The sequence below is a fragment of the Micromonospora sp. DT227 genome (assembly GCF_049841835.1).
Taxonomy (GTDB): domain Bacteria; phylum Actinomycetota; class Actinomycetes; order Mycobacteriales; family Micromonosporaceae; genus Micromonospora.
The window spans coordinates 252,038-274,343 of record NZ_JBNCLA010000010.1; the positions used below are offsets into that span (position 1 = coordinate 252,038).

The following is a 22,306-nucleotide window of genomic DNA, read 5'->3' on the forward strand; positions in this document are numbered from 1 at the left end:
GTCGTCTCCGAGCGGGACGGCGCGCCACCTACCGTCGATGTGCCGACTACGCTCGACGTGACGGGGACCGGGACGGCGAGCGGAGCGGGCAGGTCGATGAGCGTCAGACGGATCATGGGCACCGAGGTCGAGTACGGCATCTCCGTGCCCGGCCAGGCCGGAGCCAACCCGATGGTCACCTCCTCGCAGGTGGTCAACGCCTACGGGGCGCGACCGGAACTCAACCGGGGCGGCCGGGCCCGCTGGGACTACGAGGAGGAGTCGCCCCTGCGCGACGCCCGCGGGTTCACCTACTCCGGGGCGGCGTACGACCCGGCCGAGGCGCTCGCCGACGAGGACCTCGGGCTGGCCAACGTGATACTCACCAACGGCGCCCGGCTCTACGTCGACCACGCCCACCCCGAATACTCCACCCCGGAGGTGACCACCCCGCTCGACGTGGTCCGTTGGGACAAGGCGGGCGAGCGGGTGATGGCCGAGGCGGCCCGACGGGCCGCCACCATCCCGGGCACCCACCCGATCCACCTCTACAAGAACAACACCGACAACAAGGGCGCCAGCTACGGCGCCCACGAGAACTACCTGATGCGCCGGCAGACACCGTTCGCCGACATCGTGGCGTACCTGACGCCGTTCTTCGTGACCCGGCAGATCGTCTGCGGCGCCGGCCGCGTGGGCATCGGCCAGGACGGCGGCCAGAGCGGCTTCCAGATCTCCCAACGTGCTGACTTCTTCGAGGTCGAGGTCGGGCTGGAGACCACGCTCAAGCGGCCCATCATCAACACCCGCGACGAGCCGCACGCGGACGCGGACAAGTACCGCCGCCTGCACGTCATCATCGGCGACGCCAATCTCTCCGAGATCTCCACGTTCCTCAAGGTCGGCACCACGTCGCTGATCCTCGCCATGATCGAGGAGAAGGCGCTCGGCGCCGACCTGGGCATCGCCGACCCGGTGGGCGAGTTGCGCGCGGTCAGTCACGACCCGTCCCTGAAGCACCTCATGCGGATGCGCGACGGTCGCCGGCTGACCGCGCTGGACGTGCAGTGGGCCTACCACGAGCGGGTCCGTTCCTTCGTGGACGAGCGGTACGGCCCCGACGTGGACGCGCAGACCGCCGACGTGCTGGACCGCTGGGAGAGCGTGCTGGACCGGCTCGGCCGCGACGCCTTCGAGTGCGCCGACGAGCTGGACTGGGTGGCCAAGCTGCGGGTGCTGGAGGGCTACCGGGAGCGGGAGAAGCTCGGCTGGGGCTCGCACAAGCTGCAACTGGTCGACCTGCAGTACTCCGACGTGCGGCCGGAGAAGGGCCTCTACCACCGGCTGGTCCAGCGCGGCTCGATGAAGACGCTGCTCAACGACGAGCAGACCCGCACCGCGATGACCGAGCCGCCGGAGGACACCCGGGCCTACTTCCGCGGCCGGTGTCTGGCCCAGTACGCCTCCGAGGTGGTGGCCGCGAGCTGGGACTCGGTCATCTTCGACGTGGGCCGGGAGTCGCTGGTCCGGGTGCCGATGATGGAGCCCGAGCGGGGCACCCGCGCGCACGTCGGTCAGCTCTTCGACAGGTGCGAGAGCGCCAAGGATCTGCTGGAGCTGCTGACCGGCGGCTGAGCCGGTTGCCGGAAGGCCCGTTGCGTGCCGAACCCGGCGCGCGGCGGGCTTTTCGTCGCCCGCGCGAGGTAAGTTGATCGCAGGCGATCGTGGAGGAGGCACCACCATGGCGACGCAAGAGGGTGGTCAGACCCAGTCCGGCAAGTCCCACGAGGAGGTCGAGGAGGTCACCGCGCAGGCCAATCCCGAGGTGGCCGAGCGGCACGCCGAGATCACCGAGGACGTCGACGACCTGCTCGACGAGATCGACTCCGTCCTGGAGGAGAACGCCGAGGAATTCGTCAGGGGCTATGTACAGAAAGGGGGCGAATAGGGCATGGCCGGTTAAATCAGACATGCCCAAGAGCTCTGACGACCGGGATGGCTACCGTCGTTGTCGGGACTGCCACGAGTGGAAGCCGCTCGAAGAGTTCTGCGCCAACAGTCGTCGCCCTGACGGTCGGGGCAGTTACTGCAAGCCCTGCTTCAACCTTCGTTCGAAGGCGAGCTACGCCAGGCGCCTGAAGGAGAAGCAGGGGCGAGAGGTGCGGGAGCTGCCGGCCGTTCCGGATGGCCACCGTCGTTGCCCGACATGCGGCGAGACGAAAGTGCTCGACGACTTCCCGCGCAATCGGTCCGGGCGGGGTGGTTACGGCCGATACTGCAAGCCGTGCCACAACGAGAAGGGCAAGGAAACGCGGCAGCGGCTCTACGGCGGTAGTCGCGAGTACCACCTGCGTCGCCGCTACGGGGTCGGGGAGAAGGAGTTCCAGGAGCTCCTGGCCGAGCAGGGCGGCGTGTGCGCGATCTGCCGGCGTCCCGATCCGGAACATCTGGACCACGATCATCGCACCGGATGGGTCCGCGGGATACTCTGCTTCAACTGCAACGGCGGTCTCGGCCAGTTCAAGGACAACCTCGACAACCTGGCCGGGGCGATCACATACCTGAGAGGAACCACGTGGCAGCGGGTTTTGATCCATCCGGGCGTCTTCCAGATGTGTTCACCAACGCGGGGACGTCCTCCTTCACCACGTTCCTGAGCAAGGCGGCCCCCGAGATGCTGCCGGGCCGTCGGCCGCTGCCGCCCGGCATGGCCGCAGACCTGGCGCCACACGCGACCACCATCGTGGCGATCGCGGCCGCGAACGGCGTGGTCATGGCCGGCGACCGCCGCGCCACCATGGGCAACCTGATCGCCCAGCGTGACATCGAGAAGGTGCACCCGGCCGACGCGTACTCGCTTGTCGGCATCGCGGGCACGGCGGGCATCGGCATCGAGCTGATGCGACTGTTCCAGGTGGAGCTGGAGCACTACGAGAAGATCGAGGGCGCGATGCTCTCGCTCGACGGCAAGGCCAACCGGCTGGCCTCGATGATCCGGGGCAACCTGGGCGCGGCCATGCAGGGGCTGGCCGTGGTCCCGCTGTTCGCCGGCTTCGACCTGGCCGCGAGCGACCCGGCGCGGGCCGGCCGGATCTTCAGCTTCGACGTGACCGGCGGTCCCTACGAGGAGACCGGTTACGACGCGATCGGCTCCGGCTCGCTGTTCGCCAAGTCCGCGCTGAAGAAGCGCTTCCGGGCCGGCCTGTCGGTCGACGACGCGACGCGGCTGGCCGTCGAGGCGCTCTACGACGCCGCGGACGACGACACCGCCACCGGCGGCCCCGACCTGACCCGGCGGATCTACCCGGTCGTGATGACCGCGACGGCCGAGGGCACCCACCGGCTCACCGACGCCGAGACGGCGGCGATCGCGGAGAGCGTGGTGTCCGGTCGGATGGAGAACCCCGGCGGCTGACCCCGCTCGCACGTCCACCGAGTCAGCAGTCCCGCACCACAGGTACGAAGGAGAACCGCCGCCGTGGCCATGCAGTTCTACGCCTCGCCCGAGCAGATCATGCGCGACCGCTCCGAGCTGGCCCGCAAGGGCATCGCCCGGGGCCGCAGCGCGGTGGTCCTGAGTTACGACGGCGGGGTGCTCTTCGTCGCCGAGAATCTGTCCAGCACGCTGCACAAGGTCAGTGAGATCTACGACCGGATCGGCTTCGCCGCGGTCGGCCGGTACAACGAGTTCGAGAACCTGCGGCGCGCCGGGGTGCGGATGGCCGACCTCAACGGCCTGAGCTACGACCGGCGCGACGTGACCGGCCTGGCGTTGGCGAACGCGTACGCGCAGACGCTGGGCGCCATCTTCACCGAGCAGTCGAAGCCGTTCGAGGTGGAGATCTGCGTGGCCGAGGTGGGCGCCACGGCTGAGGACGACTCGCTCTACCGGGTGACCTACGACGGCTCGGTCAACGACGAGCCGGGCCGGATGGCGATGGGCGGTCAGGCCGAGGCGATCACCGGGGTGCTGAAGAACGAGCACCGGCCGGAGATGTCGCTGTCGGAGGCGGTACGCGCCGCGATGAAGGCGCTGAGCAGCGTCGGCGGTGAGGGCGGGGCGGCCCGGACGATCGCGGCGAACCAGTTGGAGGTGGCGGTCCTGGACCGGCGCCGGGTGGGCCGGACGTTCCGGCGGATCACCGGCGCGGCGCTGACCGCGTTGCTGGACGGCGACGCGGAGGCGGACGTCGCGCCGGCGCCGGGCCGGGCGAAGACGCCGACGGTGCCGACCGAGGAGGCGAAGAAGCCGATCACGTCGGCGGGTTCGGCCGACCTGGAGGGCAATCGGGAGGACGCGCCCGGCGAGTGACACCGGTTTCCGGACCCCGCCACACCGCTGAGGTGGCGGGGTTCGCCGCTGTCCGGGGGTCCCGGCGTACGACGCTGACGGCGGGCGCTGCCCATCGGGGGCTCCGGGCGGCTAATGTCTCATCATGGAGCGGCGAATCTTCGGCCTCGAGACCGAGTACGGCGTCACCTGCACCTATCGCGGGCAGCGCCGGCTTTCCCCCGACGAGGTCGCGCGGTACCTGTTCCGACGGGTGGTGTCGTGGGGCCGGTCGAGCAACGTTTTCCTGCGTAACGGGGCTCGCCTCTATCTGGACGTGGGCTCGCATCCGGAATATGCGACGCCGGAGTGCGACTCGGTGACCGATCTGGTGGCGCACGACCGGGCCGGCGAGCGGATCCTGGAGGGGCTGCTCGTCGACGCGGAGAAGCGGCTGCACGACGAGGGCATCGCGGGCGAGATCTATCTATTCAAGAACAACACCGATTCGGCCGGCAACTCGTACGGCTGCCACGAGAACTACCTGGTGTCCCGGCACGGGGAGTTCGGCCGGCTGGCCGACGTGCTGATCCCGTTCCTGGTCACCCGGCAGTTGATCTGCGGTGCGGGCAAGGTGTTGCAGACGCCGCGCGGCGCGGTCTACTGCCTGTCGCAGCGGGCGGAGCACATCTGGGAGGGCGTCTCCTCGGCGACCACCCGGAGCCGGCCGATCATCAACACCCGGGACGAGCCGCACGCGGACGCGGAGCGCTACCGCCGGCTGCACGTCATCGTGGGCGACTCCAACATGAACGAGGTCACCACGCTGCTGAAGGTCGGCACCGCCGACATCGTGCTGCGGATGATCGAGGCCGGCGTGGTGATGCGGGACCTGACGTTGGAGAACCCGATCCGGGCCATCCGGGAGGTGTCGCACGACATCACCGGCCGGCGCAAGGTTCGGCTGTCCTCCGGCAAGGAGGTCTCGGCGCTGGAGATCCAGCAGGAATACCTGGCGAAGGCGACGGAGTTCGTGGAGCGCCGGGGCGGAGACCAGACCGCGAAGCGGGTGGTGGAACTGTGGGGGCGGGTGCTGGGGGCGGTGGAGACCGGTGACCTGGACCCGGTGGCACGCGAGATCGACTGGGTGAGCAAGCTCAAGCTGATCGAGCGTTACCAGCGCAAGCACGACCTGCCGCTGTCGCATCCGCGGGTGGCGCAGATGGATCTGGCCTATCACGACCTGCGTCGCGGCCGGGGCCTGTACGGGTTGTTGGAGCGTCGGGGTGAGGTGGACCGGGTGGCGAACGACCCGGAGATCTTCGAGGCGAAGGAGACGCCGCCGCAGACCACCCGGGCGCGGCTACGTGGCGAGTTCATCCGGCACGCGCAGGAGAAGCGGCGTGACTTCACCGTCGACTGGGTGCACCTGAAGCTGAACGACCAGGCGCAGCGCACGGTGCTCTGCAAGGACCCGTTCCGCGCGTACGACGAGCGGGTGGAGCGGCTGATCGCCAGCATGTGAGCGCGTCGGCGGCCGGTGCCTTGGTGCCGGCCGCCGCGGCCCCGGTAGGCTGGCCTGGCCATGGACACTTCCGAACCGCAGGGCCGCGCGCGCGGCCGTACCTCCGGCCGCGAGCGGGACGGCGGCACCGAGAAGCTCAACTGGATCGACCGGCGGCGGGAGAAGATCCGCGCCGAGATCGAGCGCAACCGCCGCGGTGACCACAAGGTGCCGACGTGGGCGATGGCGGTCGCGCTGGTGGTGATCGTGGCGGCCTGGGTCGGGCTGATCGTCTTCTTCGGCTGAGGTCGGCCGGCGGGTCGGCTCAGCCGAGCAGGCCGGCGGCGTACCGGCCGGCGGCGGCCGCGGCCAGGAAGTAGGCGTGGTCGGCGTCGAGGCCGCGGCCCATCGTCGAGAGCCCGACCGGGCTGGCGCGCAGCGCCGCGTCGAGGCCGTCGGTGGGCACCGTGACGACGCGGTGCCGGTCCGCCAGCGGTGCCAGCGCCGCCGTCACGTCCGCCGCCAGTTCCGGGTCGAGGCCGTCGGGCACGACCAGTTCCGCGGGGGCCAGCGCCACCCGGCCGTACGCGGTGAGGCTGTGGTGGGAGACGCCGCGGTGCCGGGGGCGGTGATCGGCGTCGGAGATCCGCAGTGAGCCGACCGGGCGTCCGCCCAGCGTGGCGACCGCGTTGACGGCTTCTCCGACGGCGACGCCGGAGAAGCCCCAGCGGGTGCCGGTGCCGAGGTTGCCCGGCCCCTGGGCGACGATCGCCAGGTCGGCGTGGAGCACGTGCCGGGCGGCGAGCAGGCCGCTGTGCAGCGTGCTGGCTTCCAGGTCGCCGCCGAACGCCTGGCCGACGCTGACCGTGCCGGCGAGGTGGCCGGCGAGGCTGGCGAGGGTGCGGGAGAACCAGGCGGGCAGCGCGCCGCCGTCGGTGAGCAGGTACGCGATCCGGGCGTGCGGGGCGTCGGCGTGCACGCCGGCCAGGATCGCCGGTAGGGCGGAGTGCAGGTCGGCGGTGACCACCGGCATGCCGTCGACGGACTCGGCGGAGGCCAGCCGGTGGTGGTGCGGGGAGGCTTCCTCGTCGACGCCGAGCAGGATCGGTTGCAGCGGCGTGTAGCGGGCCTTGACGAGGTGCCCGGCGTCGCGGCTGTCGCCGGCCTGCGGCGGGTCGGCGGGGAGCCGGTCGGGCAGCGCGACGACCAGGGCGTAACCGCCGGTGCCGAGGCCCATCAGCAGCGCGCCGGCGTTGAGCAGCACGCGGTCGCCGGGTTCCGGGTCGCCGACCAGCGCCGGGTAGGCCAGGGCCCGCATCCGGGCGCCGTCGGGCAGGTCGACGTCGAGTTCCACGGCGCCGGCCCACCGTCGTCGTACCGTCGTGACCGTGCCGGACCGCCATCGCACCATGACCGGCAACCTATCGGCCGGCGGCGGGGCGGGCGACGGCCGGGTCAGGCGCCCTGGTCGACGGGTCGACCGGGTTCGTCCTGGGTGGTCCGGGCGCGCCGGCCGGTGGCGCGGGACCGGGTGGGGTCGAGGAAGACGTACGCGATCTCGGGGAACCGCCCGGTGAGTCGGCGTTCCGCCTCGTCGGCGGCGGCTTCGATCTCGGCGCCGGTGGCGTCGTCGCGGAAGTCGACCTTGGCGGCGACCAGGATGTCCTCCGGGCCGAGGAACATGGTCATCAGCGTGTCGACCCGGTCGACCGTCGGCAGCGCGGCCAGCTCCTGCTCGATCTGCCGGTGCGTGCGTTCCGAGACGGCGCGGCCGACCAGCAGCGAGATGTTGCTGTGGGCCAGGATCGCGGCGACCACCAGCAGCAGCACGCCGATGAGGATGGAGGCGACGCCGTCGTAGAGTTCGTCGCCGGTGAGGTGGGACAGGGTGAGCCCGGCGGCGGCGATGAGCAGGCCGACAAGCGCGGCGCTGTCCTCCAGGAAGACGGCCTTGACCGTGGTGTCGGCGGTGAGCCGCAGGTAGCGGCGGGGGGTGGTGCGCCAGCGCCGGGACTCGCCGCGCACCTGCCGGACGGCCCGGGCCAGCGACACCGACTCGATGGCGAACGAGATCGCCAGCACCACGTACGCGACCAGGTAGTCGCCGGTGTGGTCGTGCACGAGGATGGTGGTCACGCCGTGGGTGATGGCGAAACCGGCGCCGGCCACGAACGTGAACAGCGCGGCGAGGAACGCCCAGACGTAGCTCTCCTTGCCGTACCCGAACGGGTGCCGGGGGTCGGCGGGCCGCGCGCCGCGACGCAGCGCCAGGTAGAGCAGCACCTCGGTGGTGGTGTCGGCGACCGAGTGGGCGGCCTCGGAGAGCATCGCCGCGGAGCCGGAGAGCAGGCCCGCGACCAGCTTCGCGATCGCGATGGCGAGGTTGGCCGCGCCGGCCACCACGACGGTGCCGACGCTCTCGGTCTTGACTTCCGGTTCCGCCATGGGCTCACCCTATGGCCGGTCCGGACGGGCCGCCCGGTGAGCCGGACGGGGCCGCTCGGGTGGTGACCGCGCGCCGCGCCCGCGTGGGTGCCCGCGTCGGACGCGCGGGCTGCTAGCGTTCGGTACGTGTCCCGGACCCGTACCGAACGCCTGGTCAACCTGGTGATCTGCCTGCTGTCGACGCGGCGTTTCCTGACCGCCGCCCAGATCGCCGCGACCGTGCCCGGCTACGAGCACGACCCGGACGACGCCAAGGACCATGAGGCGTTCCAGCGCAAGTTCGAGCGCGACAAGGCCGAGCTGCGGGAGCTGGGCGTGCCGCTGGAGACCGGCACGGCGAGCGTCTTCGACGCCGAGCCGGGCTACCGGATCGCCCACCGGGAGTACGCGCTGCCCGACATCCCGCTGGAACCGGACGAGGCCGCCGCGGTGGGCATCGCGGCCCGGCTGTGGCAGCACGCCGGCCTCGCCGCCGCCGCCTCGTCGGGGCTGGCGAAGCTGCGCGCCGCCGGCATCGACGTGGACCCGCAGGCCACCCTGGGTCTGGAGCCGATGGTGACGGTCGATCCGGCGTTCGCCCCGCTGACCGCCGCCGCGCGGGACCGCCGGGAGGTCGCCTTCGACTACCGGGTGCCGGACCGGGACGCGCCGACCCGCCGCCGGGTGCAGCCGTGGGGCGTGGTGTGTTGGCGCGGCCGGTGGTACGTGGTCGGTCACGACCTGGACCGGGCGGCGACCCGCTGCTTCCGGCTCTCCCGGGTCGTCGGTGCGGTCCGGGCGACCGGCGAGCCGGGTGCCTACCAGCCGCCTGCCGGGGTGGACCTGATCAGTCACGTGGCCCGCTGGTCGGGGCCGGTGGAGCGCACCGGCCGGGCGACCGTGCTGGTCACGCCGGGCCGCGCCGCCGGGCTGCGCCGCTGGGCGGTGGAGAGCCACGCCGGGCCGGACGGGGACCGGCTGGTGCTGCCGTACGCCGACGCCGAGTTCCTGGCCGGCCAGATCGTCGGGTACGGCCCGGACGTGCGGGTGCTGGAGCCGCCGGAGGTCCGGGAAGCGGTCATCCAGCGGTTGAAGGAGGTCGCGGCCCGGCACGACGAGCTGGCGGTGGCCGGGGGTGCCCGGTGACCCGGCCGGCGGCGGCCCGCGCCGGCCGTGCCTCGGCCGACCGGCTGGCCCGGCTGCTCAACCTGGTGCCCTACCTGCTGGCCCGCCCCGGCATCGAGATCGCCGAGGCGGCGCACGACCTGGGCGTGACCGAGCGGCAGCTCCGGGAGGATCTGGAGCTGCTCTGGGTGTGCGGGCTGCCGGGTTACGGCCCCGGTGACCTGATCGACATGGCGTTCGACGGCGACCGGGTGACGATCACCTACGACGCCGGCATCGACCGGCCGCTGCGGCTCACCCCCGACGAGGCGTTGGCCCTGGTGGTGGCGCTGCGAATGCTCGCCGAGACGCCCGGGGTGGCCAACCGGGAGGCGGTGGAGCGGGCCCTGGCGAAGATCGAGAGCGCGGCCGGTGACCTGGGCGGCGCGCCGGTGGAGGTGCTGCTGCCCGGCGACACCGACCGGGTGCGGGAGCTGCGCGCCGCGGTCGAGCGGGGCCGCGCGCTGCGGATCACCTACTACACTCCGGCGCGGGACGAGTCCACCGAACGCACCATCGACCCGTTGCGGATGCTGTCGGTGGGCGGCCGGGCGTACGTGGAGGCGTGGTGCCGCCGCGCCGAGGCGGTCCGGCTGTTCCGGGCCGACCGGATCGACGCGGTCACCGAGCTGCCGGAGCGGGCCGTGGTGCCGCCGCAGGCCCGCCCGCACGACCTGCGGGACGGCGTGTTCCGGCCGTCGGCCGACCTGCCGTTGATCACGCTGCGGATCGGCCGGGGCGAGCGGTGGATCACCGAATACTATCCGTGCGAGCGGGTCGAGGCCGACGGCGAGCAGTGGCTGGTGTCGCTGCGGGTCACCGACCTCGGCTGGGCCCGCCGGTTCGTGCTCGGGCTGGGCCCGGACGCGACCGTGGTGGCCCCGGCCGAGCTGGCCGAGCAGGTCCGCGCGCAGGCGGTCGCCGCGCTGGACGCGTACGCGGTCCCGACCGGCACCGCCGGTCCGGCGGCCACCGGCGTCACCCGATAGGCTGACCGCGTGGTGATGTGGATCGTGCTCGGGGTCGTGCTCTTCGCGCTGGTCGTGCTGGCCCTGGCGGTCCGCCCGGTGGTGGCCCGGCTGCCCCGGCTGCGCCGTTCGGCGGTGGCGTTGCAGCGCCGGGCCGTCGAGGCGGAGTCGCTGCGTTCGGCCGCCGAGGAGTTGCAGGCGCGGGCCGAGGCGCTCCAGGAGCGGGCGACCGTCGCGCAGGAGCGGATCATGTTGATCAAGGCCAGGCGCGGGGAGTAGTGATCGACGCGTGCCGTTTCCCACCCGAATGCGCCGGGACGGGTGGTTGACGGGACACTTCGGGTTGGCCGAGACTTCACCGACCGGGTCGGCACCAGCGGGCCCGGCGGGGGTGGCAAGCCGCTGCGACGCACGTACGATGGGCGGCGACCCACCTCACCACCGACACAGAGCGACTGGAGCTTCCCATGGGTGCCCTCAAGCCGTGGCACATCGCCGTACTCGTGGTCGTGCTGATCCTGCTGTTCGGCGCGAAGCGGCTCCCGGACGCGGCCCGCTCGCTGGGCCGTTCGCTGCGGATCATCAAGGCCGAGACGAAGAGCCTGCACGACGACGACCGTGACCTGGCCGAGAAGGCCGACGCGCAGGCCGCCTACCAGCCTCTCCCGCCGCAGCAGCCGCTCCAGGGCCAGCAGCAGTACGCGCAGCCCCAGCAGCAGTATGCCCCGCAGCCGCAGCAGCCGGTCGCCCCGCCGGTCGACCCGGTGCAGCGCGTCCGCGAGAACTGATCCGAAGGGGCCTCATCACCGTGGCCTTCGGGTTGAAGAAGCGCGGGCCGAGCACGTTCGCGCGCGCCGCCGACGGCTCGATGACGCTCATCGAGCACATCCGCGAACTGCGTAACCGCCTGTTCCGGGCCTCCCTGGCGGTCGTGGTCGGCTTCGGCTTCGGCTTCTGGCTGGCCGAGCCGGTCCGGAAGTTGCTGTCGCAGCCCTACTGCGACCTGCCGCAGTCGGTCGATCCGGACACCGGCAAGTGCCTGTTCGTGCAGCTCGGCGTCGCCGACGTCTTCCTGCTGAATCTGAAGATCGGTCTCTGGGTCGGCCTGATCATCGCCGCCCCGGTCTGGCTCTACCAGCTCTGGGCGTTCATCGCGCCCGGCCTGCACCGGCACGAGCGGCGGTACGCGTACATCTTCACCGCGCTCGCGGCCCCGTTGTTCGCCGCCGGCGCGGTGCTGGCGTTCTTCGTCACCACCAAGGGCCTGGAGTTCCTGCTCAACGTCTCCGGTGACGACATCGCGACCAACCTTGAGGTCACCCGCTACATCTCCTTCGTCACCAACCTGATCCTGCTGTTCGGGGTGGCGTTCGAGTTCCCGCTGATCGTGCTGATGCTCAACTTCGTCGGCCTGGCCAGCGCGAAGCGGCTGCTGAGCTGGTGGCGGGTGGCGATCTTCGTGTTCTTCGCGTTCTCCGCGGTGGTCACGCCGACGCCGGACCCGTTCGGCATGACGGCGCTGGCGATCTGTCTCTCCGCGCTCTACTTCGGCGCGGTCGGGGTGGCGTTCATCAACGACCGGCGGCGCGGGCGGGGCCGGGAGGTCTACGCCGGTATCGCCGACGACGAGGTGTCGCCGCTGGACCTGTCCGACGAGCCGGTGCCGACCGGCGCCCGGATCGAGGCGTCCGCCCCGGTCGCGGCCCCCGAGCCGGTCGCCGCGCCGGCGCCGATCGAGCGCCGCTACGACGACATGACCTGACCGTTCCGCTCGTCCCGAACGCCGTCCCCGCCGCTCGGGGGCGGCGTTCGTCGTCCGGGAGGTGCGGTGGATCGGGGCTCATGCCACCCGGCGGGCGGCGGTGGGGGACAGCGCCGGAACGGCGTCGGGGTGCAGGATCGCGGCGATCGCCTCGGCGCCGTCGACCAGGCGGGGACCGGCCCGCACGATGAGCGCGTCCGCGTCCACCGCCCAGACCTCCGCGCCGGGGAAGTGCCCGGCCACCGCGGCGGCCTGGTCGGCGGCCCCGTCCAGCCGGAAGCCGCACGGCGCGACCAGCACCACCTCCGGGTCGGCGGCCCGCAGCTCCGCCCAGGTCGTCGGCGTGGACCGGGCCCCCGCACTGGTGGCCACCGGCTCGCCGCCGGCGACGTCCACCAGGTCCGGGATCCAGTGCCCGGCGCCGAACGGCGGGTCCACCCACTCGACCACGGCGACCCGCCGCCGGGGCCGGCCGGCCACCGCCGACCGGATCGTCGCCAGCCGGGCGCGCAGGCCGTCCACCAGGGCCTCGGCGCGGTCCGGCACCCGGGCCGCCGCGCCCACCGCGCGGATCGTGCCCAGCACGTCGTCGAGCGTGTACGGGTCGAGCGAGAGCACCTCCGCCCGCGCGCCGAGATGGTCGACCGCGTCGGCCACCCGGCCGGACGGCAGCGCGCAGACCCGGCACAGGTCCTGGGTGAGGATCAGGTCCGGGTCCAGTCCGGCCAGCGCGCCGGCGTGCAACGTGTACAGGTCGTCGCCGGCGGCGACCCGCTCCCGCACGTACGCGTCGATCTCGCCGGGGCTCATGCCGCGGGTGTCCCGTCCACCCACCACCACCGTGACGCCGGCCCGGTACGACGGCGGCACCTCGCACTCGAACGTCACCCCGACCAGGTCGTCGCCGAGGCCCAGCGCGTAGACGATCTCGGTGGCGGACGGGAGCAGGGAAACCAGACGCATGCCGCCCATCATGCCGGGCCGGCGCGCGGCCGCACATTCGAGTCGCCCTCGGGCCTTGCCGCCACCGCCGGCCCGCTTAGACTCTGCTGACTCCGCCGAGTCCCACGCCCCGTCCCGGTCAGCGCGCTGACCTCCGCTCCGGAGAGCCCCGATGAAAAGCCGTACCGCCGCCGTCCTGACCGTCCTCTGTGCCGCCACCGCGCTCACCGCCTGCGGCGACGACGAGCCCGCGCCGAAGGGCGAGCAGGTCCCGGTGACCGCCACCGACACCAGCTGCGAGGTCACCACCACGCTGTTCACCCCCGGCACGGTGACCTTCACCGTGACCAACCGGGGGCAGCAGGCCACCGGCGTCTACGTCTACGGCCGGGAGGGCGACGGCTTCACCAAGGTGATCGCCGAGGTGGCCGACGTGCCGGCGGGCCGCACCGGCGACCTGCGCGCCACGCTCGCCACCGGCTCCTACGAGGTGGCCTGCAAGCCCGGCCGGCAGGGCGACGGGGTGCGTACCCGCATCACCGTCTCCGACGACGGCAACGTGGCCAGTGCCGCGGCCGAGACCGCGTACGACCGGGCGATCGCCGTCGAGCTGACCGGTGACACGCTCACCGGCGCGGACGGGCTGATCGCCGAGCCCGGCGAGAAGCTCTCGCTGAAGGTGACCAACAAGACCGCCGGCGCCCGGACGCTGTACGTGCTCAATCCGGACGGCAAGCGGATCGCCGAGCTGAAGGCGGAGCCGAACGGCACCGCCGAGACGGTGGTGGCCCTGGGCGCGGCCGGGAACTGGACGCTCAAGGTCAAGGGCGACGGGGTGCCGTCGGTGAGCAAGCGGCTGGTGGTGCGCTGATCGGAGGAGTTGCGACGCGGGTGCATCCATCGGGGACGGTGCGGGCGAAGCAAGGGTCGTGACGACAGTCACGGACCTGGTCGCCTCGACGAAAGGCTCCCCGATGAACATCGCTCGTCTCGCCGCCCGGCTGGCCGTGGGCGCCACGGCCGCGGCGGTGGCCACCGCCGTCGCCGCCGCGCCCGCCCAGGCCGGCGCGAAGCAGCCCGGCACGCGTTCGCTGGCCGCGGTGCTCACCGCCGACAAGAGCGGCTTCGACCGCAACGCGCGGGACTTCGACGTGCTCACCAAGGCGGTCCTGACCGTGTTGGAGGCGAAGCCGAACTCGCCGGTCAAGGTGCTCACCGACGGCACGGTCGCGCTGACCGCGTTCGTGCCGAACGACTACGCGTTCCGCGAGCTGGTCCGCGACATCACCCACGCGCGGACGCTGCCGAGCGAGAAGGCCGCGTTCGACGGGGTCGCCGGCCTGGGTGTGGACACCGTGGAGAACGTGCTGCTCTACCACGTGGTGCCGGGCGCCACGATCGACCGGAAGGCGGCGCTGAAGGCCGACGGCGCGGAGCTGTCGACCGCACTCGGCGCCTCCGTCGAGGTCGACGTGCGGCACTGCTGGTACGGCAAGCAGGTGCGCCTGGTCGACGCGGACACCAACGACCGTGACGCGCGGGTGGTCCGCTACGACATCAACAAGGGCAACAAGCAGATCGCCCACGCGGTGGACCGGGTGCTGCGCCCGGTCGACCTGCCCTGACCCACGTCCCGTCCGACGGCGTCCGGCTCCGTGCCGGGCGCCGTCGTCGTGTCGCCGGTCAGCGGACGGAGTGGCCGAACTGGCTGCTCAACGCCAGCCCGGCGGTACAGCTCAGCTCGCCGGGGGCGAGCTGGACGTGGGAGGGCCGCCAGGTCTCGGCGGCGCCTGTCGGGCCGACGCGGGCGAGCAGGCAGTCGTACTGGCTGGCCCGCAGCGCCACGCCGACCGTGCCGCCCCGCACGGCGATCTCCTGCCGTACGGCCGGGTCGAGTTCCAGGCCGGCCACGGCGGCACGGACCGCCGCCTCGTCGGGGCCGGACCGGGTGAGCGCCGCCCGGAGCCGAGCGTCGACGCCGGTGAGGGACGGGTCCCGGGGGACCGGCAGCGGGTCGCCGGTGGGGCAGTCGATGTCGTCGTCGCGGTCGTCCCGTTCGGGGCCGAGGTTCAGCCGGAAGCAGACGGGTTCGGTGCCCTCGACCCGTTCGCCCCAGTCGTTGACGCCGACCCCGTGCCCGGTCACCCGCAGCACCAACGTCACCCCGGTCTGCCAGTGCGTCTCGCCGCGCACCTGGAGCACCTCCACCGCCTGCTCCTGCCCGGCGGCGTGCACGAACTCGTCGGCCTGGTAGAGGTGGTCGACGTCGAACCGGCTCTCCAGCCGGTCGACGGTCCCGGTCGCGTCGGCGACCGCGCTGTCGTGCCAGGGCGTCTCGCCCGGCCGGTGCGCCCACCACAGCCCGGCGGCCAGCGCGAACGGGGCGAGCGCGAACGGGGCGAGGACGGCGATCAGCGTGCGGGAACGCATGGCGCGGAGTATGCCGTACGGTCGTCCGCGCCGTGGCCCCGTCGATCACCGACGTCGGTGTCTCCCCTGGTGGGCGGTGCGCCCCGTGTCGTACCGTGCTCGCCGTGACCGCGCCCGATCATGTTCCGCCCGGCCCGGTGGCCGTGCTCGCCAACCCGACCGCCGCCCGGGGCCGGCACCGGGGCCTGCTGCCGGAGGTCCTGGCGCGCCTCGGCGCCGCCGGCCGCCCGGTGGAGCTGCTGCGCGCGCGTACCGCCGGGGAGGCGGAGGCGGCGTGCCACGCCGCGGTGGCCGGCGGCGCCGGGGCGCTGGTCTCGGTCGGCGGCGACGGCACCGTGCACCGTGCGGTGCAGGCGGTCGCCGGCACGGCGGTGCCGTTCGGGCCGGTCCCGGCCGGCACCGGCAACGACTTCGCGGTGGACACCGGCTACCCGGCCGACCCGCTCGCCGCCGTCGACGTGATCGCCGCCGCGCTGGCCGCCGGCCGGACCCGCCCGGTGGACCTGGCCCGGCTGTCCCGGCCCGGCGACGACGACCGCTGGTTCGGTGCGGTGCTCGCGGCCGGCTTCGACGCGATCGTCAACGAGCGGGCCAACCGGATGCGCTGGCCGCGCGGTCGGCGCCGCTACGACCTGGCGATCCTGGTCGAGCTGGCCCGGCTGCGCCCCCGCCGCTACCGGCTCACCCTCGACGGCGAGCCGCACGAAATGGACGCGGTGCTGGTCGCGGTCGGCAACGCGGCCAGCTACGGCGGCGGCATGCGGATCTGCCCGGACGCCGACCCGACCGACGGGCTGCTGGACGTGGTGGTGGGCGGTCGCTTCGACAGGCGCACGCTGATGCGGGTCAAGCCTCGCATCTACCGGGGCACCCACGTCACGCACCCGCTGGTGCGGACCTACCGGGCGCGGACGGTGGAGCTGGTCGCCGACGGCATCACCACGTACGTGGACGGCGAGCGGGCGTTCCCGTTGCCGGTGACCGTCACCGCCGTGCCGGCGGCGCTGCGGCTGCTGCGCTGACCACGGCCGGTGGTGGGGCGGCGGCGCGGACCGCGCCCGCGCTCGCGGCCACCACCAGCGCGATGGCGAGCACCTCGACCGGGTGCAGCGCCTGACCGAGCACCAGCCAGCCGGCCAGCGCGGCGATCGCCGGTCCGAGGCTCATCAGCACCGCGAACGTGGCGGTGGGCAGCCGCCGCAGCGCCGCCAGCTCCAGGCTGTAGGGCAGCACCGAGGCGAGCAGCGCCAGCCCGGCGCCGAGCCCCAGCACCGCCGGGTGGGCCAGCCGACCGCCCGCGTCGACCAGCCCGATCGGCAGGGTGACAAGCGCCGCCACGGTGAGGGCCAGGGCCAGCCCGTCGGCCCGGGGGAACCGCGCGCCGACCCGGGCCGAGCAGACGATGTACGCCGCCCACATCGTGCCCGCCGCCAGCGCCAGCGCCGCGCCGACGGGGTCCAGCCGGTCGAAGCCGCCCTGCCCGAGCAGGGCGACGCCGGCCAGCGCCAGCCCGGCCCAGCACCACGCGGCGACCCGGCGTGCCCCGACCACGGAGAGCGCCAACGGGCCGAGCACCTCCAGCGTCACGGCCGGCCCGAGCGGGATCCGTTCGATCGCCTGGTAGAAGATCGAGTTCATGCCGGCCAGGGCCAGCCCGAACGCGACCACGGCGGCCCAGTCGCCGCGCCGGTGCCCGCGCAGCCGGGGCCGGCACACGACGAGCATCAGCAGCGCGCCGAGAGTGAGCCGCAGCGTGACCGCCCCGGCCACCCCGGTCCGCGGGAACAACGACGCGGCCAGCGCGGAGCCGAACTGCACGGACAACGCCCCACCGAGCACCAGCGCCACCCCACCGAGCCGGCCCGGCGGTAGGGGGTGCCGGGCGGTGCCGCCGCTGACCTCAGCCGGCATGCCGGACATCGGGCCGGGCACGTCGGCCCCGGGGCTCCGCCGCGCGGCCGGCCCGAGGCTCCGCCGCGCGGCCGGCTTGACGACCCGACGCGTGGCCGGTCACCGGATGCCGGCCAGGTCGAGCACGGCGCCCAGCCCGTTCGGCCGGCCGGGTTCGGCGCACGGCAGCACCAGCACGCCGCAGCCGGCCGCCACCGCGCCGGCGTCGGCCGGGGTGTCGCCCACCATCAGCGTGTGCTCCGGGTCGACGCCGAGCAGCCCGCAGGCCCGCAGGAAGATGCCCGGGTCCGGCTTGCAGCGCCCCACCTCGTACGACAGCGCGTACGCGTCGACAAGCGCGTCCAGGTCCCAGGCGGTGAAGAGTGGTCGCAGGTCGAAGCCGATGTTGCTGACCACCGCCACCTTCACCCCGGCGGCCCGCAGCGCGCCGAGCACCGGCGCGGTGTCCGGGTACGGCAACCAGCCCTCGGGCACCAGCACCCGCTCGTAGAGCGCGTCGGCGAGCCCGTCGATGCCGGCGTCGACGGTCTCGGCCAGCCCGGTGTAGGCCCCCCGGTGGGCGTGCGGGTAGAGGTCGCGGTCGGCCCACAGCTCGGCCAGCCGGGGCGGCACCCGGGCGGGCAGCGGGCCGCCGGCCCGGCCGGCCGTGAGCAGACGGTCGGCGAGCGAGGTGGCCTTGATCCGGTCCAGTTCGACCCCGCAGGCGGCCGCGGCGGCGCGCACCCAGGCCAGCGGCTCCTCGACCTGGGCGAGAGTGCCGTGGAAGTCGAAGAGCACCGCCTCCACGGGCCGGCGGGACGGGCTCGGGCGGACGGCGTCGTCGGCGCCGCGCGAGGCGTGGGGCAGTTCGGTACGGTCCGGCACGTCGTGCACCCTACCGACCCGCTCCGACCGCCCTGCCGGACGGCCTTGACCGGTGGTCGTCGGCGGTACCGATTAATCTTGGATGCATGTCGAGCCCCGCCGAGCGGTACGCCGCGGCGCGCCGCCGGGCCGCGCAGGCCTCCGCCTTCCCGGCCCTGGACGAATTCTCCCGCGATCTCGGGTTCGACCTCGACGACTTCCAGCGGGAGGCGTGCGAGGCCCTGGAGCGGGGCAGCGGCGTGCTGGTCTGCGCGCCCACCGGCGCCGGCAAGACGGTGGTGGGCGAGTTCGCCGTGCACCTGGCGCTGCGCGGCACGCCTGGTGGCGACGGGCCGGCCGTGCGGCGCAAGTGCTTCTACACCACGCCGATCAAGGCGCTGTCCAACCAGAAGTACCACGACCTGGTCGACCGCTACGGCGTCGCGCAGGTCGGCCTGCTCACCGGCGACAACGCGATCAACGGGGACGCGCCCGTGGTGGTGATGACCACCGAGGTGCTGCGCAACATGCTCTACGCCGGCTCGGCCACGCTGGAGGGCCTGGCCTACGTGGTGATGGACGAGGTCCACTACCTGGCCGACCGGTTCCGGGGCGGCGTGTGGGAAGAGGTGATCATCCACCTGCCCGAGTCGGTGACCCTGGTCTCGCTGTCGGCCACCGTCTCCAACGCCGAGGAGTTCGCCGACTGGCTGGTCACCGTGCGCGGCGAGACCGCGGTGGTGGTCTCCGAGCACCGGCCGGTGCCGCTCTGGCAGCACATGCTGGTCGGCAAGCGCATGTTCGACCTGTTCCACGACGCCGACGCGGCCCGCAAGCACGACGTCCACCCCGAGCTGCTGCGCTACACCCGGGACACGGTGCGCCGGCTGGAGCTGGGCGAGGGGCGCAGCGCCGGCCCCGGCGGCGGGCGGCGGGGCCCGCGCTGGCGGGGCCCGATGCGCCCGGACATCGTCGACCGGCTCGACCGGGAGGGGCTGCTCCCGGCGATCCTGTTCATCTTCAGCCGGGCCGGCTGCGACGCCGCCGTGCAGCAGTGCCTCGCCGCCGGGCTGCGGCTGACCTCGCCCGATGAGCGCGCCGAGATCCGCCGCGTGGTCGAGTCCAAGGTCACCGCGATCCCGGGTGAGGACCTGTCCGTGCTGGGCTACTGGGAGTGGCTCGACGGGCTGGAGCGCGGGCTCGCCGCCCACCACGCCGGCATGCTGCCCGCGTTCAAGGAGGTCGTCGAGGAGCTGTTCGTCCGCGGCCTGGTCAAGGCCGTCTTCGCCACCGAGACGCTCGCGCTGGGCATCAACATGCCGGCCCGCTGCGTGGTGCTGGAGCGCCTGGTCAAGTTCAACGGCGAGGCCCACGTCGACCTCACCCCGGGGGAGTACACCCAGCTCACCGGCCGGGCCGGCCGGCGGGGCATCGACGTGGAGGGGCACGCGGTGGTGGTCTGGTCGCCGGAGACCGACCCCCGGCACGTGGCCGGCCTCGCCTCCACCCGCACCTACCCGCTGCGGTCCAGCTTCCGGCCGTCGTACAACATGGCCGTCAACCTGGTCGGCAGCGTCGGCGCGGCGCCGGCCCGGGAGCTGCTGGAGTCCTCGTTCGCGCAGTTCCAGGCGGACCGTTCGGTGGTCGGCCTGGCCCGGCAGGTGCAGCGCAACACCGAGACGATCGAGGCGTACGGCGCGGAGGCCACCTGCCACCAGGGCGACTTCGACGCGTACTTCGCGCTGCGGGTGGCGATCGCCGACCGGGAGCGGGCCATCGCCCGGCAGGGGCAGACCCAGCGCAAGGCGGCGGCCGTCGCGTCGCTGGAGCGGCTGCGGGTCGGTGACGTGATCCGGGTGCCGTCCGGGCGGCGGGCCGGCCTGGCCGTGGTCCTCGACCCGGCGACCGGTGGGTTCGGGGAGCCGCGCCCGCTGGTGCTCACCCAGGACCGCTGGGCCGGCCGGGTCAGCCCCGGCGACTTCACCACCCCGGCCGAGGTGCTCACCCGGATCCGGGTCCCGAAGCACTTCAACCACCGGTCCCCGGCGGCCCGGCGCGACCTGGCCGCCGCGGTCAGCGGCACCGGGCTGGACCGGCACGGCGGCCGGCGCGGCGGCCGGTCCCGCCAGGCGGTGGGGGAGGACCACCGGCTCAGCCAGCTCCGCGTCGAGCTGCGCGGGCATCCCTGCCACGCCTGCCCCGACCGCGAGGAGCACGCCCGCTGGGCGGAGCGCCGCCGCCGGTTGGAGCGCGACACCGAGGAGTTGCGGGAGCGGGTCAGCGGGCGGACGGGCTCCCTGGCCCGTACGTTCGACCGGATCGTGGCGCTGCTGACCGCGCGCGGCTACCTGGCCCCCGACGGTGAGGTCACCGACGCCGGCCGGACGCTGGCCCGGATCTGGACCGAGGCCGACCTGCTGGTCGCCGAGTGCCTGCGCCGCCGGGTGTGGGACGGGCTGTCCCCGGCCGAGCTGGCCGCCGCCGTGTCGGTGGTGGTCTTCGAGGCCCGGCGGGACGTCGACGAGCGGGCGTCGCTGCCGCGCGGCGCGGTCGGCGACGCGGTCGACGAGACGCTGAAGCTGTGGGGCGACATCGAGGCGGACGAGGCGGCCCGCGGCCTGGCCGTCACCCGCGAGCCGGATCTCGGCTTCGCCTGGCCGATCTACCGGTGGGCGCGTGGGGAGGCGTTGGCCAAGGTGCTCGCCAGCGGGCACCAGATCGACGGCGAGATGCCGGCCGGCGACTTCGTCCGGTGGGCCCGGCAGGTGGTCGACCTGCTCGGCCAGCTCGCCGACTCGGGCGGCGCGTCGACCGAGCTGCGTGCCACCGCGCGGCAGGCGATCTCGGCCGTGAACCGGGGCGTCCTGGCCTACCACGCCTCCGCCTGACGATCACTTTCGGTCACTGCCAGCGGTAAATCGACGCATCGCTCCGTCATCGCGACGGCACCCCCCGAACATCCGGGGGGCCGCCGTCATGCCTGGTCAGACGCTGCCGGATCATTGCCGTGGCGCGTCGGGTCACGCGTCGGTAGCGGATCGGGGGAAGGTCACCGTGGGCGAGATCAATCACTTCGAGTACGGGTGGATCACACCCGCGCTCAGCTACGCGCTGTCCGTGCTCGGCTCGGCGCTCGGCCTGGTCTGCGCGGGGCGGATCCGGACCGCCACCGGCGCCGGCCAGCGGGCCTGGTGGGGTCTGCTCGCGGCCTGGGCGCTGGGCGGCACCGCCATCTGGGCGATGCACTTCATGGCCATGCTCGGCTTCGCCGTCGCCGGCACCCGGATCCGGTACGACGTGCCGCTGACCGCCGCCAGCACGGTGATCGCGATGGGTGCGGTCGGCATCGGCCTGGCCATCGTGGGCACCGGTCGGCTCACCGCGACCCGGCTGCTCGCCGGCGGCTTCTTCACCGGCGCCGGGGTGGCCGCCATGCACTACACCGGCATGGCGGCGATGCGGCTGGACGGCACGCTCGGCTACGACCCGTTGCGGGTGACGCTCTCCGTGGTGATCGCGCTGGTGGCCGCCACGGTGGCGCTCTGGCTGGCGATGACCGTCCGGCGCGGCGTCGCCATCATCGCCTCCGCGCTGGTCATGGGCATCGCCGTGAACGGCATGCACTTCACCGGCATGAGCGCGCTGTCGGTGCACCTGCACGAGGGCCGGGGCGCGACCTCCGGTGGCACCGAGGTCAGCGGTCTGCTGGTGCCGATCGTGCTCGCGGTGGTCTTCGGCGTGGTCGGGCTGGTCTACGCGTTGCTCGCCGCGCCGTCCGACGACGACCGGGCCGGCGCCGCGTACGTGGCGGCCCGGCTGGACGGCGCGTCGCCGGTGGCCGAGGCCGAACCGGCGCCGGACCCGGTGGGCCTGCGCGCCCGGTCGGCACCGGCCGCCTCGACACCGCCTCCCGCGACGCCGGACCCGGTCGGCCTGCGGGCCCGGTCGACGCTGGCGCAGCCGGGTGCGCAGTTCCCCTCCCGCCGAAACCCCGACCGACGCCCCTAACCCGCTCCCACCCTCCCCCCGCCCCCCAGGGCCCACGGCCCAGAGCACTAATTCACGGAAAGAGTGGCCATCCCGCTCGGAATGGCCACTCTTTCCGTGAA

At 73.6% G+C, this 22,306-nt stretch carries 23 protein-coding genes; 17 read left to right on the forward strand and 6 right to left on the reverse strand.

Translation table 11 applies throughout. The features are described from left to right. Positions 1-96 precede the first annotated feature (96 nt). From dop to ACLQ2W_RS28705, 7 genes are all read left to right on the forward strand, one after another. Entirely contained in the window at positions 97-1,614 is a 1,518-nt protein-coding gene (gene dop / locus ACLQ2W_RS28675) for a depupylase/deamidase Dop (RefSeq protein WP_425790316.1), read from the forward strand. A gap of 106 nt (positions 1,615-1,720) precedes the next feature. Beyond that, the gene (locus tag ACLQ2W_RS28680) at positions 1,721-1,927 is read left to right on the forward strand and encodes a ubiquitin-like protein Pup (RefSeq protein ID WP_046562769.1); all 207 of its coding nucleotides are present in this window, start codon (positions 1,721-1,723) and stop codon (positions 1,925-1,927) included. A gap of 211 nt (positions 1,928-2,138) precedes the next feature. Next, positions 2,139-2,636 (forward strand): endonuclease VII domain-containing protein, encoded by a 498-nt coding sequence (locus ACLQ2W_RS28685; protein ID WP_425790318.1) that lies wholly within the window; start codon positions 2,139-2,141, stop codon positions 2,634-2,636. Further along, the gene (prcB, locus tag ACLQ2W_RS28690; protein WP_199199544.1) at positions 2,555-3,394 is read left to right on the forward strand and encodes a proteasome subunit beta; all 840 of its coding nucleotides are present in this window, start codon (positions 2,555-2,557) and stop codon (positions 3,392-3,394) included. Before ACLQ2W_RS28685 ends, prcB begins: the two co-directional genes overlap by 82 nt. A 63-nt stretch (positions 3,395-3,457) precedes the next feature. After that, entirely contained in the window at positions 3,458-4,291 is an 834-nt protein-coding gene (prcA, locus tag ACLQ2W_RS28695; protein WP_425790321.1) for a proteasome subunit alpha, read from the forward strand. Between the two features lie 124 nt (positions 4,292-4,415). Beyond that, the gene (gene pafA, locus ACLQ2W_RS28700) at positions 4,416-5,774 is read left to right on the forward strand and encodes a Pup--protein ligase (RefSeq protein ID WP_425790323.1); all 1,359 of its coding nucleotides are present in this window, start codon (positions 4,416-4,418) and stop codon (positions 5,772-5,774) included. A 60-nt stretch (positions 5,775-5,834) separates the two neighbouring features. After that, the gene (locus tag ACLQ2W_RS28705; protein ID WP_425790325.1) at positions 5,835-6,059 is read left to right on the forward strand and encodes a hypothetical protein; all 225 of its coding nucleotides are present in this window, start codon (positions 5,835-5,837) and stop codon (positions 6,057-6,059) included. Between the two features lie 19 nt (positions 6,060-6,078). On the opposite strand, the gene ACLQ2W_RS28710 is transcribed toward ACLQ2W_RS28705, so the two are convergent. Both ACLQ2W_RS28710 and ACLQ2W_RS28715 read right to left on the reverse strand, forming a co-directional pair. After that, on the reverse strand, positions 6,079-7,164 hold the full coding sequence (locus ACLQ2W_RS28710) for a DUF3866 family protein (RefSeq protein WP_425790327.1): 1,086 nt from the start codon (positions 7,162-7,164) through the stop codon (positions 6,079-6,081). A 44-nt stretch (positions 7,165-7,208) separates the two neighbouring features. Further along, positions 7,209-8,198 carry a cation diffusion facilitator family transporter gene (locus ACLQ2W_RS28715; protein WP_425790329.1) on the reverse strand — a complete coding sequence of 330 codons (990 nt, stop codon included), beginning with the start codon at positions 8,196-8,198 and terminating at the stop codon, positions 7,209-7,211. Positions 8,199-8,324: 126 nt separating this feature from the next. Here ACLQ2W_RS28715 and ACLQ2W_RS28720 point away from each other — a divergent pair, with 126 nt between their 5' ends. The 5 genes from ACLQ2W_RS28720 to tatC all read left to right on the forward strand — a co-directional run bounded on the left by ACLQ2W_RS28720 (position 8,325) and on the right by tatC (position 12,071). Further along, positions 8,325-9,323 carry a helix-turn-helix transcriptional regulator gene (locus ACLQ2W_RS28720; RefSeq protein ID WP_281940772.1) on the forward strand — a complete coding sequence of 333 codons (999 nt, stop codon included), beginning with the start codon at positions 8,325-8,327 and terminating at the stop codon, positions 9,321-9,323. Then, complete coding sequence (locus ACLQ2W_RS28725) at positions 9,320-10,330, forward strand: helix-turn-helix transcriptional regulator (protein ID WP_405094054.1); 1,011 nt, start codon at positions 9,320-9,322, stop codon at positions 10,328-10,330. The genes ACLQ2W_RS28720 and ACLQ2W_RS28725 overlap by 4 nt, the downstream gene beginning before the upstream one ends. 15 nt (positions 10,331-10,345) lie before the next feature. Continuing rightward, a complete protein-coding gene (locus tag ACLQ2W_RS28730) occupies positions 10,346-10,588 on the forward strand; it encodes a hypothetical protein (protein ID WP_425790372.1) in 243 nt (80 codons plus the stop codon). 188 nt (positions 10,589-10,776) lie between these two features. Next, entirely contained in the window at positions 10,777-11,097 is a 321-nt protein-coding gene (gene tatA, locus ACLQ2W_RS28735; RefSeq protein WP_405094055.1) for a Sec-independent protein translocase subunit TatA, read from the forward strand. Between the two features lie 20 nt (positions 11,098-11,117). Beyond that, positions 11,118-12,071: a twin-arginine translocase subunit TatC gene (tatC, locus tag ACLQ2W_RS28740; RefSeq protein WP_405094056.1), complete on the forward strand. Its 954-nt coding sequence runs from the start codon at positions 11,118-11,120 to the stop codon at positions 12,069-12,071. Positions 12,072-12,149: 78 nt separating this feature from the next. Here tatC and ACLQ2W_RS28745 read toward each other — a convergent pair whose 3' ends face one another. Then, positions 12,150-13,034 (reverse strand): ABC transporter substrate-binding protein, encoded by an 885-nt coding sequence (locus ACLQ2W_RS28745; RefSeq protein ID WP_425790333.1) that lies wholly within the window; start codon positions 13,032-13,034, stop codon positions 12,150-12,152. Positions 13,035-13,185: 151 nt separating this feature from the next. Between ACLQ2W_RS28745 and ACLQ2W_RS28750 the strand changes: the two genes are divergently transcribed. Both ACLQ2W_RS28750 and ACLQ2W_RS28755 read left to right on the forward strand, forming a co-directional pair. Further along, entirely contained in the window at positions 13,186-13,884 is a 699-nt protein-coding gene (locus tag ACLQ2W_RS28750) for a hypothetical protein (protein WP_425790335.1), read from the forward strand. Between the two features lie 103 nt (positions 13,885-13,987). Then, positions 13,988-14,638 carry a fasciclin domain-containing protein gene (locus ACLQ2W_RS28755; RefSeq protein WP_107155602.1) on the forward strand — a complete coding sequence of 217 codons (651 nt, stop codon included), beginning with the start codon at positions 13,988-13,990 and terminating at the stop codon, positions 14,636-14,638. A gap of 58 nt (positions 14,639-14,696) precedes the next feature. Here ACLQ2W_RS28755 and ACLQ2W_RS28760 read toward each other — a convergent pair whose 3' ends face one another. Next, complete coding sequence (locus ACLQ2W_RS28760) at positions 14,697-15,443, reverse strand: hypothetical protein (protein WP_405094059.1); 747 nt, start codon at positions 15,441-15,443, stop codon at positions 14,697-14,699. Positions 15,444-15,538: 95 nt separating this feature from the next. Here ACLQ2W_RS28760 and ACLQ2W_RS28765 point away from each other — a divergent pair, with 95 nt between their 5' ends. Beyond that, positions 15,539-16,465 (forward strand): diacylglycerol kinase, encoded by a 927-nt coding sequence (locus ACLQ2W_RS28765; protein ID WP_425790337.1) that lies wholly within the window; start codon positions 15,539-15,541, stop codon positions 16,463-16,465. Here the strand turns inward: ACLQ2W_RS28765 and ACLQ2W_RS28770 are convergent. Both ACLQ2W_RS28770 and ACLQ2W_RS28775 read right to left on the reverse strand, forming a co-directional pair. Next, on the reverse strand, positions 16,428-17,354 hold the full coding sequence (locus tag ACLQ2W_RS28770) for an EamA family transporter (protein ID WP_425790339.1): 927 nt from the start codon (positions 17,352-17,354) through the stop codon (positions 16,428-16,430). The genes ACLQ2W_RS28765 and ACLQ2W_RS28770 overlap by 38 nt on opposite strands. 99 nt (positions 17,355-17,453) lie before the next feature. Then, positions 17,454-18,218, reverse strand: coding sequence for an HAD family hydrolase (locus ACLQ2W_RS28775; RefSeq protein ID WP_405094062.1), 765 nt, complete (start codon positions 18,216-18,218; stop codon positions 17,454-17,456). Positions 18,219-18,304: 86 nt separating this feature from the next. On the opposite strand from ACLQ2W_RS28775, the gene ACLQ2W_RS28780 reads away from it, so the two are divergent. After that, positions 18,305-21,085: a DEAD/DEAH box helicase gene (locus ACLQ2W_RS28780; protein ID WP_425790342.1), complete on the forward strand. Its 2,781-nt coding sequence runs from the start codon at positions 18,305-18,307 to the stop codon at positions 21,083-21,085. A gap of 166 nt (positions 21,086-21,251) precedes the next feature. After that, positions 21,252-22,205, forward strand: coding sequence for an MHYT domain-containing protein (locus ACLQ2W_RS28785; RefSeq protein ID WP_425790344.1), 954 nt, complete (start codon positions 21,252-21,254; stop codon positions 22,203-22,205). Positions 22,206-22,306 lie beyond the last annotated feature (101 nt).